This is a genomic window from Corynebacterium auris (assembly GCF_030408575.1).
In the GTDB taxonomy this organism is placed as follows: Bacteria; Actinomycetota; Actinomycetes; order Mycobacteriales; family Mycobacteriaceae; genus Corynebacterium; species Corynebacterium auris.
Genome location: NZ_CP047047.1, coordinates 614859 through 630952, shown reverse-complemented (window position 1 = coordinate 630952; position 16094 = coordinate 614859). Strand labels below are relative to the sequence as shown.

13 protein-coding genes, 1 tRNA gene and 2 pseudogenes are annotated in these 16094 nt (G+C 64.1%); 9 read left to right on the top strand and 7 right to left on the bottom strand.

The annotated features are described in order from the left end of the window. Positions 1-35: 35 nt before the first annotated feature. Together CAURIS_RS03055 and CAURIS_RS03050 are read left to right on the top strand one after the other, a co-directional pair. Positions 36-905: a cation diffusion facilitator family transporter gene (locus CAURIS_RS03055; RefSeq protein WP_290343292.1), complete on the top strand. Its 870-nt coding sequence runs from the start codon at positions 36-38 to the stop codon at positions 903-905. A gap of 37 nt (positions 906-942) precedes the next feature. Continuing rightward, on the top strand, positions 943-1839 hold the full coding sequence (locus CAURIS_RS03050) for a hypothetical protein (protein ID WP_290342761.1): 897 nt from the start codon (positions 943-945) through the stop codon (positions 1837-1839). A gap of 2 nt (positions 1840-1841) precedes the next feature. Here the strand turns inward: CAURIS_RS03050 and CAURIS_RS03045 are convergent, their stop codons facing one another. After that, positions 1842-2747 carry a 3-hydroxyacyl-CoA dehydrogenase gene (locus CAURIS_RS03045; protein ID WP_290342760.1) on the bottom strand — a complete coding sequence of 302 codons (906 nt, stop codon included), beginning with the start codon at positions 2745-2747 and terminating at the stop codon, positions 1842-1844. A gap of 180 nt (positions 2748-2927) precedes the next feature. Further along, positions 2928-3806: a 3-hydroxyacyl-CoA dehydrogenase gene (locus CAURIS_RS03040; RefSeq protein WP_290342759.1), complete on the bottom strand. Its 879-nt coding sequence runs from the start codon at positions 3804-3806 to the stop codon at positions 2928-2930. A 300-nt stretch (positions 3807-4106) separates the two neighbouring features. Between CAURIS_RS03040 and CAURIS_RS03035 the strand changes: the two are divergent. Together CAURIS_RS03035 and CAURIS_RS03030 are read left to right on the top strand one after the other, a co-directional pair. Further along, positions 4107-4280, top strand: a pseudogene (locus tag CAURIS_RS03035) (transposase); the annotation flags it as partial. A gap of 223 nt (positions 4281-4503) precedes the next feature. Then, positions 4504-4796: pseudogene (locus CAURIS_RS03030) on the top strand (integrase core domain-containing protein); the annotation flags it as partial. A 6-nt stretch (positions 4797-4802) separates the two neighbouring features. Here CAURIS_RS03030 and CAURIS_RS03025 read toward each other — a convergent pair. Continuing rightward, positions 4803-5144 (bottom strand): pentapeptide repeat-containing protein, encoded by a 342-nt coding sequence (locus CAURIS_RS03025; protein WP_290342758.1) that lies wholly within the window; start codon positions 5142-5144, stop codon positions 4803-4805. A gap of 665 nt (positions 5145-5809) precedes the next feature. Here CAURIS_RS03025 and CAURIS_RS03020 point away from each other — a divergent pair. Both CAURIS_RS03020 and CAURIS_RS03015 read left to right on the top strand, forming a co-directional pair. Next, positions 5810-7159, top strand: coding sequence for an IS256 family transposase (locus CAURIS_RS03020; RefSeq protein ID WP_290342757.1), 1350 nt, complete (start codon positions 5810-5812; stop codon positions 7157-7159). A 61-nt stretch (positions 7160-7220) separates the two neighbouring features. After that, entirely contained in the window at positions 7221-8360 is a 1140-nt protein-coding gene (locus CAURIS_RS03015; RefSeq protein WP_290342756.1) for an IS1249 family transposase, read from the top strand. 135 nt (positions 8361-8495) lie between these two features. Here CAURIS_RS03015 and CAURIS_RS03010 read toward each other — a convergent pair. Next, a tRNA-Met gene (locus tag CAURIS_RS03010) sits at positions 8496-8569 on the bottom strand. Between the two features lie 99 nt (positions 8570-8668). Beyond that, on the bottom strand, positions 8669-11662 hold the full coding sequence (locus CAURIS_RS03005; RefSeq protein WP_435384019.1) for a UPF0182 family protein: 2994 nt from the start codon (positions 11660-11662) through the stop codon (positions 8669-8671). 90 nt (positions 11663-11752) lie between these two features. Between CAURIS_RS03005 and CAURIS_RS03000 the strand changes: the two genes are divergently transcribed. Next, complete coding sequence (locus CAURIS_RS03000; RefSeq protein ID WP_290342754.1) at positions 11753-12277, top strand: PPA1309 family protein; 525 nt, start codon at positions 11753-11755, stop codon at positions 12275-12277. 41 nt (positions 12278-12318) lie between these two features. Next, entirely contained in the window at positions 12319-12981 is a 663-nt protein-coding gene (locus CAURIS_RS02995) for a hypothetical protein (RefSeq protein ID WP_290342753.1), read from the top strand. Here the strand turns inward: CAURIS_RS02995 and CAURIS_RS02990 are convergent. Next, positions 12978-14069 carry a YlbL family protein gene (locus CAURIS_RS02990; protein ID WP_290342752.1) on the bottom strand — a complete coding sequence of 364 codons (1092 nt, stop codon included), beginning with the start codon at positions 14067-14069 and terminating at the stop codon, positions 12978-12980. The genes CAURIS_RS02995 and CAURIS_RS02990 overlap by 4 nt on opposite strands. Positions 14070-14172: 103 nt before the next feature. Here CAURIS_RS02990 and CAURIS_RS02985 point away from each other — a divergent pair, with 103 nt between their 5' ends. Then, the gene (locus tag CAURIS_RS02985; RefSeq protein ID WP_290342751.1) at positions 14173-15576 is read left to right on the top strand and encodes a zinc-dependent metalloprotease; all 1404 of its coding nucleotides are present in this window, start codon (positions 14173-14175) and stop codon (positions 15574-15576) included. Here CAURIS_RS02985 and CAURIS_RS02980 read toward each other — a convergent pair. Beyond that, the gene (locus CAURIS_RS02980) at positions 15573-16091 is read right to left on the bottom strand and encodes a M48 metallopeptidase family protein (RefSeq protein ID WP_290342750.1); all 519 of its coding nucleotides are present in this window, start codon (positions 16089-16091) and stop codon (positions 15573-15575) included. The two genes, CAURIS_RS02985 and CAURIS_RS02980, sit on opposite strands and share 4 nt — an antisense overlap. Positions 16092-16094: the final 3 nt, after the last annotated feature.

The window sequence follows — 16094 nt, the reverse complement described above, 5'->3', positions numbered from 1 at the left end:
CGCCACAGCAGGAGCAGAAGCTCCTTGAACGCTTCATGTGGCTGTCCATCGCCGCCTCTCTGGCCACGATCGCGCTCAAATTCGCCGCGGCCCTGGTCACGGGCTCTGTCGGTTTTCTTTCCGACGCCATCGAGTCCATCATCAACGTCATCGCCGCGATCGTCGGCCTTTGGGCGCTGAAAGTCGCGGCGAAGCCCGCCGACGACAACCACAACTTCGGCCACGCCAAAGCCGAGTACTTCTCCGCGCAGGTCGAGGGGGCGATGATCCTCCTCGCTTCCGTCGTGATCATCTACACGGCCATCGAGCGCATCATCAATCCCCAGCCCATCGAGCAGCCTGGCCTCGGCCTCGTGTTCTCCGGCGTCGCGGCCCTCATCAACCTCGCGGTCGGCCTCATCTTGATGCGCGCGGGCAAAATCTACCGCTCCGCCACCCTCGACGCCGACGGGCGCCACCTCATCACCGACGTCTGGACAACAGCCGGGGTCATCGTCGGCATCGCTGTTGTCACCCTCACGGGGTGGCAGGTCCTCGACCCGATCATCGCCCTCGCCGTCGGCATCAACATCCTGTTCACCGGCTACAGCCTGCTCAAAAACTCCATCCTCGGCCTGCTCTCCCAGGCACTGCCCGAAGACGAGCTTTCGCTTATCGACGCCTTCCTCGAGCGCTTCGCCTCCGCCCACGGCGTCACCTTCACCAGCGTGCGCACCGTCGCCTTCGGCCGCGACCGCCTCGTCAACGTGGTCATGCAGGTCCCCGGGTCCTGGAGCGTGGAGCGCTCTCACGACTACGCCGACCTCGTCGAAGCCGGCATTGCCACGGAACTCGGCGGCGCCGAAACCGTCGTGCACATCGAGCCGCTGGGAGTAAAAACCCAGGTCGGTCCGATGTGGGCGTAACCCCCGGCCGGCAGAACTTCCCGCTAGGATAACCCCCATGTCCCGCCCCGCCATTGCTCTGCTCACGGCCGTCCTCGCTACCGCGGCCCTGGCCACCCCGGCCCAGGCCGCGCCATTCCCCGACCGCATCGGGCAGACCCCGCCGCGCACGGCCATCTCGTTTACGCACTCCCCCTCCGGCTTTCAGGCCGGCACCCCGAACCAGCACGAGGCCCGCTCCGGGCTATCCATAGTGAAGCTCTACATCGCCGACTACGTTTTCGACCACGGTTCGAGCGCCGACCAAGCAGCGGCCGTGCAGATGCTGCGCACCTCCGACGACGCGATCGCCTCCGCGCTGTACGCGCGCTACCCCGACTCCATCGCCGCCACCGCCCGCAAATACGGGCTGCGCAACACCCACGCGGGTGGCTCCCGGGGGTACAGCACAACCTCGACCCACGACGCTGCTGCGTTCCTCGAGGCCCGCAAGCGCAACCACGGACTCGGCGATCCGATCCTCGCCGCCCTAGCCACCGCGACGCCTGTCGCCGCCGACGGCTACCGGCAGGACTATGGCACCGCCCAACTCCCCGGGGTGATCGGCACAAAGTGGGGCTGGTCCGACGACCGCACCAGCGCCCACGCCAGCGTCTCCTACGGCACTGACTTCACCGTCGCTGCCCACACGTACGGCCCCGCGGCCCAGCTCACGGCCGACGTGGCCGCGGCCTTCGACGCCCCGCCCGCGGCGTCGCCAGCCGAGCGCGCGATCACGGACGTCGCCGCCGCGGCCCACGCCGCCGTGGATAACGCTACAGACGCGCTGGCCGGCGCGCTCGGCTCCTCCGCGCCCGCGGCCCGGACCGTGCGCGACGCAGCAAAGGGCCCGCACGCCAGCATCAACGATGCCGCCGCGCGGGCCCTTGACCTAGCCCAGCTCAGCTCACGCTAGGACTAGTTGCCCTTCTTCGGGTTGTTCTTGTCCGGGCCGGTCTCGTCGTAGAAGCCCTTGCCGGACTCCCAGCCGTAGCGGCCCTTGTCCAGGTATTCTTCCTTCAGAGTCTTGACGAGGCGCTCCTGCCACTCCTCCGCGTTGCCCTTTTCGACAGTGTTGGAGTTAATGGCATACAGCGTGCGCAGCCCGACCATGTCCATGAACTCGAAGGGGCCCATCGGTGCGCCCGTGGAGACCTTCCAGTCCTTGTCGATGTCCTCGATGGTGGCGTACCCCTCGATCCAGAGTTGCAGTGCAGCTCGGTGGAACGGGATGAGCAGGGAGTTGAGGATGTAGCCGCCCTTCTCCTTCTCCAGCACGGCCGGCACCATGCCGATCTCCTCGGCGAACTCCTTCATGATGTCCACCAGGCCGTCCTTGGTGCCCTCGTGCGGCATGACCTCAGCGATGTTGAGCACCCAGATGTTGTTAGCGAAGTGGAAGTTGAGGAAGTCCTCCTCGCGCCCGCTGGTCGGCGCAATCTGGGACGGCAGCATGGTCGAGGAGTTAGAGGCGAGGATGGCGCCCTCCTTGGCGGCCTTGCCCACCTTGGACCACACATCGTCCTTGATGTCGGCCTTCTCCGGCACGGCCTCGATGATGAGGTCGGCCTCCTTCACGGCCTCCTCCAGGTCCGTGGACTGGGTCAGACGCTCACGGGCCTCGGCGACGCCTTCCTTCGTCGCGTCCTCGACGTCGCGCAGGTAGCGATCCTCGAAAGAATCGAAGCGCTTCTTCGCAGCCTCCACCGCGTCATCGTCGATGTCCCACGACGTCACGTTGAAGCCCTTGTAAGCGATCTGGAAGGCAATCTGAGCGCCGAGGACGCCAGCGCCAAGAACGGTCACTTTCTTGATGTCAGTCATTAATCAGTCTCCTTAGCTTTGCTAATTTGTCGGACACTGCCACGCTATGTCCGTCATCGTGCACTCTGCAACGTTTTTAACGAAACGCCTGTTCAGTAAGCGCCAAACCGAGCGGGCCTTCGCCAGAGGGTGTCGTTTTTCCCTCTGCCAAAGACCCGCGCGTCTGCCTCTTTGGGGACATTACTTGGAGGCGTCGTCGTAGAAGCCCTTGCCGTTCTCCGAGCCGTAGCGGCCCTGGTCCAGGTAGTCTTCCTTCAGCGTCTTAACGAAGCGCTGCTGCCACTCCGGCGCATCGCCCTTTTCCACCGCATTGGACTCAATGGCGTAGTAGGTCCGCAGTCCAATCATGTCCATTGCCTCGAACGGGCCCTTCAGCATGCCCGTGGAGACCCTCCAGTCGGTGTCGATGTCCTCGATCTTTGCATAGCCTTCGATCCACAGCTGCGCGCCCGCCCGCAGCCACGGAATGAGCAGGGAGTTGAGGATATAGCCGTCCTTTTCCTTTTCCAGTACCGCCGGGATCATTCCGATTTCCTCGGCGAACTCGGTCAGCGTCTCCACGAGCCCGTCCTTGGTGCCCTCGTGCGGCATAATCTCGGCGATGTTGCGCACCCAGATGTTGTTGGCAAAGTGCAGGTTGAGGAAGTCCTCCTCGCGCCCGCTGGCCGGCGCAATGTCGGAGGGAACCATGGTCGAGGAGTTGGAGGCAAAGATCGCCCCCTCCTTGGCGGCCTTGCCCACCTTGGACCACACATCGTCCTTGATGTCGGCCTTCTCCGGCACGGCCTCAATAATGAGGTCAGCCTCCTTCACGGCCTCCTCCAGGTCCGTAGTCTGGCTCAGGCGCTCGCGAGCCTCGGCGATCCCTTCCTTTGTCGAATCCTCGACGTCGCGCAGGTAACGGTCCTCGAAGGAATCGAAGCGCTTCTTCGCTGCCTCCACCGCGTCATCGTCGATGTCCCACGAAATAACATCGAAGCCCTTGTAAGCGATCTGGAAGGCAATCTGGGCGCCGAGGACGCCGGCGCCCAGAACGGTCACTTTCTTAATGTCAGTCATGGATCAATCTCCTTGAATGCGTGTTTTTGCTTACACCACCACGCTAGGCGTGTCAGTCACCATCTCGCAACAACATCAGGACTTCCTTCACCTTCACACCGTCCACCATCGTGTCTGAGGTCGCCCCCGTATCGTGAGCGCCCCGCCACCGCGCCTTCCGGCAGGATGCTCACATCTCCCATAGGTCAGCGATGCCGCGAGCCTGGTCCCCGGTCGCGGGCAAAGGATCCGGGCGGCCGCCCCGCACCTCGGCCTCGGCGAGCAACTGCTCGCTCGCCGGGCCACACGAAGGGGCGGGGTAGGTTGCGTCTGTTGGCGTTTACGAACGCCCCGAAAGCGGTGTGGACGAAGGTGTGGTCACACAACCCCACCGAAAGGCTCAACCGGGAGATCAGACGCCGCACCGACGTCGTGGGGATCTTCCCCAACCGCGACGCCGTCATGCGTCTGGTCGGGGCGGTACTCGCCGAGCGACACAAGTGAGAAGGATCAAACAGAAACGCTGCATGTAACTGGCTAGTCTCGAGCAGACCACAGGCATCGCTGCTGCCGGCACGATCGATGCCGCCCCAGCAGAAGGAAACGAAACCGCCGCATGTTCACACCCCCACCCCAGCCCCGAGCCAGGCCGTGACAACAAGCCCCCAAACATCACCACAATTCGAAACCAGATACACCACCACCCAGGACTTGACCGATGATGACCGACAACGGTGCGTGCTACCGTTCCACGGCGTTCAACGCTGCCCTGGGCACGATTAAGCATATCTACACCAAGCCGTACCGCCCGCAGACCAACGGCAAGGTCGAGCGGTTTAACCGCGCCCTGATGCAGGAATGGGCCTACGCACGCCCCTACAGCAGCGAAAAAGCCCGACAGCAAACGTACGCGGAATTTATCCACGACTACAACTACCATGAGCCCACACCGCCACCGACGGCCTAACCCCCGCACAACGCGTTCACAACGTCACGGGAAAGTACAGCTAACACTCGCTATTTTACATCTGGACTGTGTATATCAACGGAGGCTGTGGCCAGTCCTATGCTGTTTCGAAACTGCTCAGGTTCAGCATAAACCGGTAGAAGACAAGCGCCGAAAAACTTCGCTCCATCGAGTACCGCACCCCGAAAATCAACCTCGTTAAGGAATGCGCCTTCAAAGTCTGCATCAATTAGATTCGCATTTCTCATACTAGACCACGCCAGCATTGCTCCCCGGAATGAGCATCCCTGGCACTGGGAACCTTCAAAATCAACGGCGGATAAATCATAGTTTGAGAAATCTTTACCCCTCAGGTCTTTTCCTCGTAATTCTCGACGAGAGGATTCAGACATTTCTCTGTACATCGAGCACCTACTTCAGCTGAGGAGAATTGACTACCCAGTCAGGACAGCGTCCCTGTACCCATGGACAGTATGTTGTAACAACACCATATGGTTGCCCATCGGTAACCTTGTTGAACCCGACTACTGCCAGAACATCCCGAGTCTCCAGTTTCTGGCATTTCCTGGTCGGCCCCCATCCCTCACATCGAATATGATCCATCGGCAATCGGTATTCGACCCTATCTCCGCCGTTAAAAGTTTCAACCTTGGGAGCATACTGGGTAACTACTCGCGGCGCATTAGCACTAAGCCCGTGTTTTGACTGAATCTTTGATCGAGCACGCTCACGCATCACTACTCGTCGGCCATTCTTGTCGTCCCACTTCCCGACAATCCGATAGCCGTCTCCCCCGCCTGACATAAAGGCTGTTCTAGTAGGGTTAAGGGTCAAAATGTGTGTCCGGAATTGGTGATTTCCGGTATCTGACCTCGGCGATTTCCGGAAGTATATGCCCCAAGAGCGTATATCCGCTGTGGTGGTCGTATATCCCCGGTGTGGCGTGGTTGATGTGGTAGGGGCCGGTGGTGTGGTGGCTCAATGCCGAAGAACCGCCACGCGAGGGTGTCAGGTGTTTTGTGTGTGAGGCTCTGATCCAGAAGGAGTTTCACTGATAATGACTACCGTGTCACCGAAGAAAGGCCATGACCCGAGCAGGGTCAATGAGATCAGCGCGAAGCTGATGGAAAACCCGGAAATCGCCGCACTGATCGGCGAGCTGTCGACCTCCGTCGACGATGCCAGCGACCTGGTCAAAGGTCTATTGCAAGCCTCGATCAACGCGGGTCTGCAGGCGGAGATGGACGCCCATTTGGGGTACGGACACTCAGATCGCGCGGCGAAAGCCCAGGTAAGCCCCTCAAACGGTGGCAATCACCGTAACGGGTCGTACACCAAAACTGTGGGCACCGGCTACGGCCCGGTGGACATCACAGTGCCTCGGGATAGAGCGGGCACGTTTCACCCGGTCATGGTGCCGAAAGGGGCACGCCGGCTGACCGAGCTCGACGACATGATCGTCTCGCTCTACGCCGGCGGAATGACGGTACGCGATATCCAGCACCACCTGGCATCGACCCTGGCGGTAGACATCAGCCCGGATACCATCAGTACCATCACCGATGCGGTCCTCGATGAGGTGATGGTGTGGCAAAACCGTCAGCTCGACGAGTTCTACCCGGTCATTTTCCTCGACGCGCTGCGGGTGAAAATCCGCGACGGCCACCGTGTGGTCAATAAAGCCTGCTACATGGCTGTCGGCATCGACATCGACGGGACCAAACACATCCTGGGACTATGGATCGCCGACAATGAAGGGGCTGCATTCTGGGCATCCGTGTGCGCGGACCTGGCGAACCGTGGAGTCAATGACGTGTTCATCGTCTGCTGCGACGGGCTGAAAGGCCTGCCTGAGGCCGTGGAAGCGACCTGGCCGAACTCGATGGTACAAACCTGCATCGTGCACCTGATCCGGGCTGCCAACAGGTGGGTGTCCTATAAGGACCGCAAATCTGTATCCAGCGCACTGCGCAAGGTCTACACCGCACCGAATCAGGACGCCGCTTGCGCCGCCCTCGATGCCTTCGAAGCCTCGGAACTGGGGCGGAAGTACCCCCAGTCGGTGAAGGTCTGGCGTGATGCGTGGGAGAGGTTTATACCGTTTCTGCAGTTCCCGCCGGCTGCTCGCCGGGTGCTCTATACCACCAATGCCATCGAGTCGCTTAACGCTGAGCTGCGGAAAGCGACCCGCAACCGTGGCCAATTCCCCACGGATGCTGCGGCGTTGAAGACGCTGTGGTTGATGGTCTGCAACATCGAGGACAAACGCGCCGCCCAACGCGCGAAGAAAGCGAAGCGGGCAATCGACTGCAACGGCTATATTGAAGGGGCGAAAACCGCAGGGTGGAAACAAGCCATCAACCAACTATCCGTGGCCTACCCAGACCGGTTCGCCAACTACCTGTAAACCAAGCCCCCACACACAAACAAACGGACACTCTCGACCACGCTGCCACTGCGGTGGGGAAATGAAACGCAACGGAACCACATCCAAGGGCACCGCTCGGTGGCGCTGCAAAATCTGCGGTGCATCAACCACCAAAACCCGCAGCGATATCACCAACCAAGCGGTGTTTCGACAATTCATCGAGCACTGCACATCGACCACCGCCCTGAGGCAGATCGCAGGAGACGCTGGGATCAGCCACTCCACCATGAAACGGCGGTTTTCGTGGTGCTGGCTCATTGATGTGCCCGATCCCACACTCGCGCATACCGGGCGGGTATACGACCAGGTGTTCATCGACGGCACCTACACCGCTGGCGGATGTCTCATAGTTGCCGCCACCTTGGATCACGTCATCGCCTGGCACTGGTGCACACACGAAACCACCCGCGACTACCAGCAACTGTGTGAACGCATCCCCGCGCCCCTGATCGCCGTGATCGACGGTGGACAAGGCGCAGCCAGCGCAATCAAAAAGTGCTGGCCTAACACCAAGATCCAACGCTGCCTTGTCCACGCCCAACGTGTGGTGCGCCGCTACACCACCTCCCGCCCGCGCACGGATGCTGGACGAGCGATCTACCAACTCGCGCTTAACCTCACGAAGATCACCGATCTTGATGAGGCGGCCGCGTGGGGTGCCAAGCTCCACGAATACGGCAACGTCTACCGCGGCTGGATGAACCAGAAAACGTGGACAACCGACCCATTGACGAAACAACGCACCTGGTCGTGGACGCATGAGCGCACCCGCAAGGCCTACAACAGCCTCAACCACCTGTGGCGCAACAACTTGTTGTTTGTCTACCTCGACCCACCCGCTGGTGTGATCAACCCCGGGCGGATCAAACCGACGACTAACAGTCTTGAAGGCGGGATCAACGCCCAGCTGAAACTGCTTGCCCGCACCCATCGCGGCAGATACGGTGAGCATCAACGCCGGATGCTCGACTGGTGGCTTTACCTGAAAACAGAACTGCCTGACGACCCAGTCGAGATCGCCAGACAGTCCAACTGGGGTCAGGACCAACTCGCCAAAGTTTCAACCCTGCCCCACAACGAGAACCACGCCGACCACGAAACAGGACGACCAGCCCTCTACGACAACGCTATCGACACCAACTACACCCACTCAATCGGCATCCAAAAAGGCCACATCTAACCCCCGCGACACGCCGACACCAGACACACATTTTGTCGTTTAACCCACACATTTTGACCCTTAACCCCATAACGAGAATCTAGCGCATAAGCGAAACCCCCTATCAACAGATTTGCTGGTAGGGGGTTTCCTTTGTAGCGGGGGCAGGATTCGAACCTACGACCTCTGGGTTATGAGCCCAGCGAGCTACCGAGCTGCTCCACCCCGCGACGGGTGATATTTACTTCACCTGCTGCCATTTCCCGGCAACGTGTTATCACTATAGGGTCGTCGCCGGGAAAGGCCAAATCGCCTGGTAGGAGCGCGATTTACTGGGCGTTGCGGTAGCTTTCCACCGCCCTATCCAGCTCGTCGAGGGCGCGGCCGTACTCCTCGAAGGAGCCGTCGCGCGCGTTGTCCAGGCCGGTCAGTGCGTCGTCGATACGCGACAGCGCCTCGTCGAGGTTGGCCGGGGCGGGAGAGGCCTCTCCCGCGTCCTCGGGCTGGTTGTCGCCCTCGGCCTCGGCGCTTTCGACCGGGGCGGAGTCGGAGCCCGCTCCGGCACCGGAGTCGGTGGCTCCCTCGTCGACGATGTCGATCTGCTGGGCTGCCGAGGAGTCGATGCCGACCTGGTTCAGCGCCTGGGACACCGTCGGCGCGTAGCCCACCTGACCGCGGTAGAACACGAGCACGCGCAGCAGCTTCGGGAACGCCGAGGCCTGGTCCTTGCGCTGCGAGTAGATCGGCTCGACGTAGAGGATGTCGCTGTCGCCGACCGGCAGAGTGAGCAGGTTGCCGTTCTTCAGGTCGTTCGAGCCCTCCCACAGGGTGCGGTCGCGGGCCACCTGGTCCGAAGACATCAGCGCGTCCTGCGCCTGCTTCGGGCCCTGCGTCTGCGTGTTCGTGGGCAGCACCCGGACCGTGATCTGGCCGTAGTTGTCCGGGTCGGAGGCCACGGACATGTGCGCGGAGAGGAACTCACGGTTCAGGCCGCGGTACGGGGTGATGAGCTGGAACGAAGGCTCGTTCGTCTCCGGGTCGGCGGCGACGACGTAGTACGGCGGCTGGTTCAGCTCCTGGCGGCCCTCCGGGGCCGTCGGGTCGTTCGGCACCGACCAAAAGGCGTCGTTGTTGAAGAACACGCCTGGGTCGTCGACGTGGTAGCGGGCGAGCAGCTCACGCTGCACCTTGAACAGGTCCTCCGGGTAGCGCAGGTGCTCGCGCAGGTTGTCGGAGATGTCCGCGGCGGGGCGGACGGTGTCGGGGAAGACCTTCATCCACGCCTGCAGAACCGGGTCGGATTCGTCGAAGGCATACAGGTCGACGGTGCCGTCGTAGGCGTCGACGGTGGCCTTCACGGAGTTGCGGATGTAGCCCAGGTTGTTGTTCACCAGGCGCTGGGTGGTGCCGTCCGGGTTGAGGGCGTCCTGCGTGGTGTCCGTGAGCGAGGTGCGGGTGGAGTACGGCAACTCCGACAGGGTGGTGTAGCCGTCCACGACCCACTTGATGCGGCCGTCGACGACCGTCGGGTAGGTCTTCGAATCCGTCGTCAGCCAGGGCGCGACGCGCTCCACGCGCGTGCGCGGGTCGCGGTCGTAGAGGATCTTCGACTCGGAGCCAACGCGGTCCGACAGCAGCAGGTTGAGCTCCTGGTACTTAATCGCGTACGCCAGCCGGTTGATCACGTTGCCCACGTTGACGCCGCCCTCACCGGAGTAGGTGTAGGTGGAGTTGTCGGTGTCGTACTCCACCGGGCCCTGACCGTTGTCGCCGACGATGGCGTAGTCCAGGCCGTCCTGGGCACTGGCGATGACGGGGCCGTAGTAGATGCGCGGCTCGTCGACGCGGATCCCCAACTCTTCCGCCTCGTCGCTGGCCTCTGCCTGGGCGTTGGTCTGCAGGTCGGAGACGGTGAAGATGGGCAGACCACCACGGGTCGAGCCGGCGTCCTGCGCCGCCTCGTCGACGGTGTTCGCCTGCGCGGCGACGAAGCCGTTGCCGTGGGTGTACACGGTGTGGCGGTTAATCCAGTCCTGCTGGTTTTCCTGCAGCGCGTTCGGGTCGAGCTCGCGGGCGGCGACGACGAAGTCGCGCAGCTCGCCGTCAACCATGTAACGGTCCATCGCGAGTGTTTCGGGGAAGCCGTAGAAGTTGCGCAGCTGCTGGTTCTGCGTAAACGTCGGCGCGATGATGTCCGGATCGAGCAAGCGGATGTTGCTGAGCGTCGCGGCGTCGGCGGCGACCTCGTCGTTCGAGGTGCCGCCCGCACCCCAATCCCTGTCGTAGGTCACGTTCTCCTCGGTCAGCCCGTACGCCTGGCGGGTGGCCTCGATGTTGCGACCGATGTAGTCGTACTCCTTGGCCTGGCGGTTCGGCTTGACGGAGAACTGCTCCAGCAGGGCCGGCCACACGCCGCCGACGACGAGGGAAGAGACCAGCATGAGGACGGTGGCCAGCACCGGGATGCGCAGGTCGCGGTAGACAATGGAGGCGAAGAAGGCCGCGGCCACGATGATGGCAATGACCATGAGGATGATCTTCGCCGGCAGGGAGGCGTTGATCGCCGTGTAGGACGCGCCGGTGAAGATGTCGTTTTCCTGGTACAGCAGCCCGTAGCGCTCGAGCCAGTACCCGCCTGCCCTAGTCAGCAGCCACAGCCCCGCCGTCAGCGCCAGCTGCGCGCGCGCCGCCGGGGAGATGTAGCCGGACAGCCCCGACACGTTGCTGCCCACGCGGATACCGCCGAGCAGGTAGTGCCCCACCAGGCCGATGAGGAAAGCGATGATGAGCAGCGTGGACAATGTGCCGACAATCGCATTCAGGCCGGGCAGCGCGAAGGCGTAGAAGCCCAGGTCCTTATCGAACTGCGGGTCGGTGACGCCGAAGTCGCCCCCGTTGATCCACAGCATGAAGGTGCGCCACAAGTTCTGGCCCGTCAGGCCGGCAAACAGCGCAACCGCCAACGGCACCCACACCAGCAGGACGCGGGCGCCGGATTCGACCGCCGCCTGGTTTGGGTTCGCCCGCGCGAAGGGGTCCCCCTCCGTCGTGTTACTCGGCCGGGTCCGCCACGCGAAGTAGGCCGCGGCGAACGCAACACCGCCGCCGAGGAGGGCGAAGAGCAGGAACAGGACGATACGAGCGATAATGACCCTGCCGAACACCCCCCGGTAGTCGAGCTCGCCGAACCACAGCCAGTCCGTGTAGAAGCCGACGAGGACCGGGATGACGAAAAGAAGGACAGCGACGACGGCGATCGCCGCTATCAACCCCTTATTCTGTTTATTTGCCCGCGGTTGAGGACGGGTTGTGCGGGTAGGCAATCCTGCTCCTTCGGAAATAGTTCTTGGTGGAACGCGTACTAATGTCCTAGCTTAAAATGACCAACGGCCGAGCCGACGGAAGGGTTCCCGATGCTGTCCCAGCAAGCACTGAACAAGGCGATGATGGAAGCCGTGGAGTTCGTCCACGCCGAGGGGTGGGACGCCGGGCCAACCCTGTTCGCCCTCGTCCCCACCGAACTGCTCGTCGACCAGATCGAGGAGCTTCAAAGCGGCTCCCCTCTCACCCTCGTGGTGCAAGACCTCCCCGACCACATTCAACCGGGCTCGGAAGAACTTGCCGAATACGTCGCGCGATTGGCCTGGCCGCGGGATGTCGAAGGCGTTGTGCTGGCCCAGGAGATCCTCTTCCGCGATGCCTCCGCCCCCGAGGCCGCCGCGCCGCGGGCCGCGCGCCTGTTCTCCGGGGTCCTGCGCGGCGAGGAGCTCGAGCTGACGCTTTTGCAGCTGCGCCCCACCGAGAAGGAGCTGGAGGAAAAGGGCCCCTTCGCGCAGGACGACATCGAGCTGCGCGGCGGGCCCGGCGTCGCCCCGCACGTCATCGCCGCCCTGCGCTTCGGACTCGAGCAGGACCCCGACGAAGCTGAACTAAACTAGGAACTGTTTTGCCGCACACGCCAGCCCAAGGAGATCAGATCGTGCACCGCCCCCGTTCCGCCCGCCGCCTCGCCGCCGCCGCGGCGTTGCCCGCGCTCCTGCTCGCCGGCTGCGCTGGCGAGCCCGCCGGCGGCTCCGGCGTGGAGACCACGAACACCACAACCAGCACGGAACAGACCACTGTCTCCTCCCCCTCCTCGGCCACAAGTTCGGCGCGCGCAACGGAGACGTCGTCAAGCGAAAGCGAGCTTGTCAGCGACGTCGCCGAGCACTTTTCGACGCTCGCGCCGGCGAGCCTGTTCGAGGAGCTCGAGACGTGTAACGCGACCGACGTCGACGGGTCTTTCGACTGCTCGGGGCCCGATATCGGGCAGTTCCAGTTCTTCGACTCGGAGTCGAAGGCGGCGTCGACGACCCAGCTGCTCACGGAGCTGCGCAGCTCCCGCATCGTCGAGGACGACGGCGAGCGCGTGGTGGGCTGGTCCACCCTCGGCACCTCGGCGATCATCACCGTCGTGGACAACGACAAGGGCCAGGTCATGCAGCAGCTGATCTCTACGGACCAGGAGGACCCGCGGGAGCGGATCGAAAAGCTGGGGCTGGTCAACAACCCGGAGGCGACCTCCGAGCCAGCCCCCGAACCGGCAGACGGCCAGAGCCAGGAGCAGGGCCAGGCCGCCGAGGAGGAAAACCCCGCCGCCTAGCCCTGCGCCTGGCAGCCGACTACCTCGCGCCCGGCGTCGAAGTCCTCCATCGCGCTCACGGCGTCCTCGAGAGTGGCCACGCGCGCCACCGTCATGGAGCCCGCGTCTGCGCGTGCCGCCTCTCCGCAGTTGCCGGCGGGCGCGAGGAAGAGCTCGGCGCCCTCGTTCTTCGAGGCCTCGATTTTGTGGGTGATGCCGCCGATCGGGCCGACGTTGCCGGCCTCGTCGATCGTGCCGGTGCCCGCTACGAACGCCCCGCCGTTGAGCGCGCCCGGCGACAGCTTGTCGATGACGGCCAGGGAGAACATCATCCCGGCGCTTGGCCCTCCGATGTCCTGGAGGTTATACGTCACGCTGATCCCCTCGGCGGGGGCCGAGGTCATGAGGATACCCAGCTGCGGCACCACCGCGTCTTCGGGACTTTCCCCGAGCCGCACCGCGAGCTCCTCCTCGGCACCGTCGCGCGTGACGCTAAGCTCCAGCTCGTCGCCCGGGGACAACGAGCGAACGGCGTCGCGCACCTCGCCGGGCTCGCTGACCTCGCGCTGGCCCACCCGCGTGATCGTGTCCCCCGGCTGCACCACCCCCTCGGCGGCGGAGCCCTCAACCGTGTCGTGGACCACCACGGTCGTCGGGCGGCCCAGGAAATTCATCGCGGCGACGGTGGCGGAGGCCTCCGAGGCGACGAAGGCCTGCTGATTCGCCTCCCGCACCTCCTCCTCGCTGACGTTGGGGGGCACGACCTGCTCCAACGGCACGATATTGTCACCGGCGCCGAGCCAGCGCCCGAGCGCCTGGGCGAGCGTCATGTTCGTGCGCACCGACACGGTGGTCATGTTGAGGTTGCCCGCCGTCTCCTGGGTCGGCGCGCCCTCCACGTCAACGACCGGCTCCCCGTTGACCTCCCCGAGAGTGTTGAACGTCGGCCCCGGCCCTTCGGCGGCATAGGGCACAGTCAGCGAGATATCCGTAAACGGGACGTGGTCGAGCGAGAGCGCCAGCGCCAGCGCCGCGACGGGCACGGCGCCCAGCACCAGCGTCCGCCGACGGCGCACCTGGTGCGCCGGCACATCTGTTACGGAATTCACGGAGAGATACCTTACCTGCCCGCCCAGCGCGTTCGCTTACAGCGCCCACAAGGTGCCCACAAGGCCCCACAGGCCCCGCAGGCACCTAGGTAGGGTGGAACGCATGAACAACGGATTCGGGTTCACTTTCCCCTTCAACGGCCGCGACGACGACAACGAGGGCGACGACGACAAGCGCCGCGACAGCGGCGATAACCCGTTCGGCGGCTTTGGCGGCGGCAACGCTAACTTGGGCGACCTGCTCAACCAGTTCGGCCAGATGCTCTCCGGCATGGGCACCACCATGAACAACCGCAACGAGGGCGACGCGGTGAACTTTGACCTCGCCCTGCGCATGGCGCGGCAGCGCCTGGGGGACAGCCCGTCCGTGCCCTCCTCCGAGGCGCGCGCCGTCGCCGAATCCCTCCAGCTCGTCGACCTCTGGCTCGACGGCGCAACGACGCTTCCGGCCTCCGGCGCCCAACCCGCCGCCTGGTCCCCCGCCGACTGGCTGGGCAACACCATGCCGGCGTGGAAGCGGCTGGTTAACCCCGTCGCAGAGCACATGAACCGCGCCCAGATCGAGGCAATGCCCGCCGAGGCGCGCGAGATGCTCGGACCGATGGCCGGGATGTTCAACCAGATGAACGCCATGAACTTCGGCATGCGGCTCGGCCACGCCCTCGGCGACCTCGCGCAGCAAGCGCTGACGGGCACCGACTTCGGCCTGCCCATCGCCCCGGCAGGAGTCGCCGCCATCCTGCCGCGCAGCGCCTCCGCGATGGCGAAGGAGCTCTCGCTGCCCGGCCAGGAGATCCTCGTCTACCTCGCTGCCCGCGAGGCCGCGCGCCAGCGCCTGTTCAAGCACGTGCCGTGGCTCGTCGAACGGCTCGTCTCCTCCGTGGAGGAATACTCAGCCGGCCTCGAGCTGGACACCTCCCACCTGGAGGAAATCGCCCGCTCGCTCAACCTCGAGGCCGGCGACCCCCAGCAGATCCAGGAGAAGCTCAACGAGCTCCAGGGCCAGGACCTGTCCCCCCGGGTGACCTCCCGCAACGCGGGCGCCACCTCGCGGCTGGAGACGCTGCTTGCGCTCGTCGAGGGGTGGGTCGACGTGGTCGTCGCCGAGGCGCTGGGCGAGCGCATCCCCTCCGCGTCCCGCCTCGCCGAGGCGTGGGCGCGCCGCCGCGCCACCGGTGGCTCCGCCGAACAGGCCTTCGCCAACGTCGTCGGCATCGAACTCGGGGCGCCCAAGGTGCGCGAGGCCGCGGAGCTGTGGCGCCGCGCCGGCAACGCCGTCGGCCAGTCGCGCCGCGACTCGGTGTGGGACCACCCGGACTTTTTGCCCACCGCCGAGCACCTGGACAACCCGGCGGCGTTCATCGACACGCTTCTCGACGACAACCCCGACACCAACTTCGACGAGGAGCTGAGCAAGCTGGAGGAAGAGCTGCGCAACAACCCGGAGCTCAAGCGCGACGAGGACGACGGCAAGGACGACGGCCGCCAGGACGGCACCGAACTTTAACCCGACGCGGTACCGTAGCGCTGCAGCGCTTCCAAGTACCCTTTCGCCCGCTCCGCGCGCGGCGCTCGGTCGGCCCACCGCCAGAACTGCTCGCTGTGCCCCGCGATAAACGTGTGCGTCAGTTCGTGGACGATCACCGCGTCCAGCACGTACTCCGGAACATCACGCAGCCTGTCGCTGATGCGGATATCCCCCGTCGCCGTCGTGCATGAACCCCACCTGTGGTTTTGGTTGCCCACCCAGCGGATCGAGCCGACGCGAGCGCGCCCCTCGAGGACATTCTGGTTCAGTGTTTCTGCGCGGCGCGCCAGGTCGGCGTCGGAAAGCGGCGAAGCCGACTGGGAACGCCGCAGCTTACTCAGCATCTGCTCCACCGCCTCTTCTTCCTCGCGCGCACTCATCGCCGCCGGGATGCGCACCTCGACGACACCGTCGACCCATCGTGCCTGAACAGTGCGACGTCGACGCGGGGAACGGATGACGCGGACCGGGGGTGGGGTGCTGGCAGGGCGCATGAC

Bases quoted from the DNA above. Each gene is read 5' to 3' on its own strand.
- CAURIS_RS03055 (WP_290343292.1), top strand. From the start codon at position 36: ATGTGGCTGTCCATCGCCGCCTCTCTGGCCACGATCGCGCTCAAATTC.
- CAURIS_RS03050 (WP_290342761.1), top strand. From the start codon at position 943: ATGTCCCGCCCCGCCATTGCTCTGCTCACGGCCGTCCTCGCTACCGCG.
- CAURIS_RS03045 (WP_290342760.1), bottom strand. From the start codon at position 2,747: ATGACTGACATCAAGAAAGTGACCGTTCTTGGCGCTGGCGTCCTCGGC.
- CAURIS_RS03040 (WP_290342759.1), bottom strand. From the start codon at position 3,806: ATGACTGACATTAAGAAAGTGACCGTTCTGGGCGCCGGCGTCCTCGGC.
- CAURIS_RS03025 (WP_290342758.1), bottom strand. From the start codon at position 5,144: ATGTCTGAATCCTCTCGTCGAGAATTACGAGGAAAAGACCTGAGGGGT.
- CAURIS_RS03020 (WP_290342757.1), top strand. From the start codon at position 5,810: ATGACTACCGTGTCACCGAAGAAAGGCCATGACCCGAGCAGGGTCAAT.
- CAURIS_RS03015 (WP_290342756.1), top strand. From the start codon at position 7,221: ATGAAACGCAACGGAACCACATCCAAGGGCACCGCTCGGTGGCGCTGC.
- CAURIS_RS03000 (WP_290342754.1), top strand. From the start codon at position 11,753: ATGCTGTCCCAGCAAGCACTGAACAAGGCGATGATGGAAGCCGTGGAG.
- CAURIS_RS02985 (WP_290342751.1), top strand. From the start codon at position 14,173: ATGAACAACGGATTCGGGTTCACTTTCCCCTTCAACGGCCGCGACGAC.
- CAURIS_RS02980 (WP_290342750.1), bottom strand. From the start codon at position 16,091: ATGCGCCCTGCCAGCACCCCACCCCCGGTCCGCGTCATCCGTTCCCCG.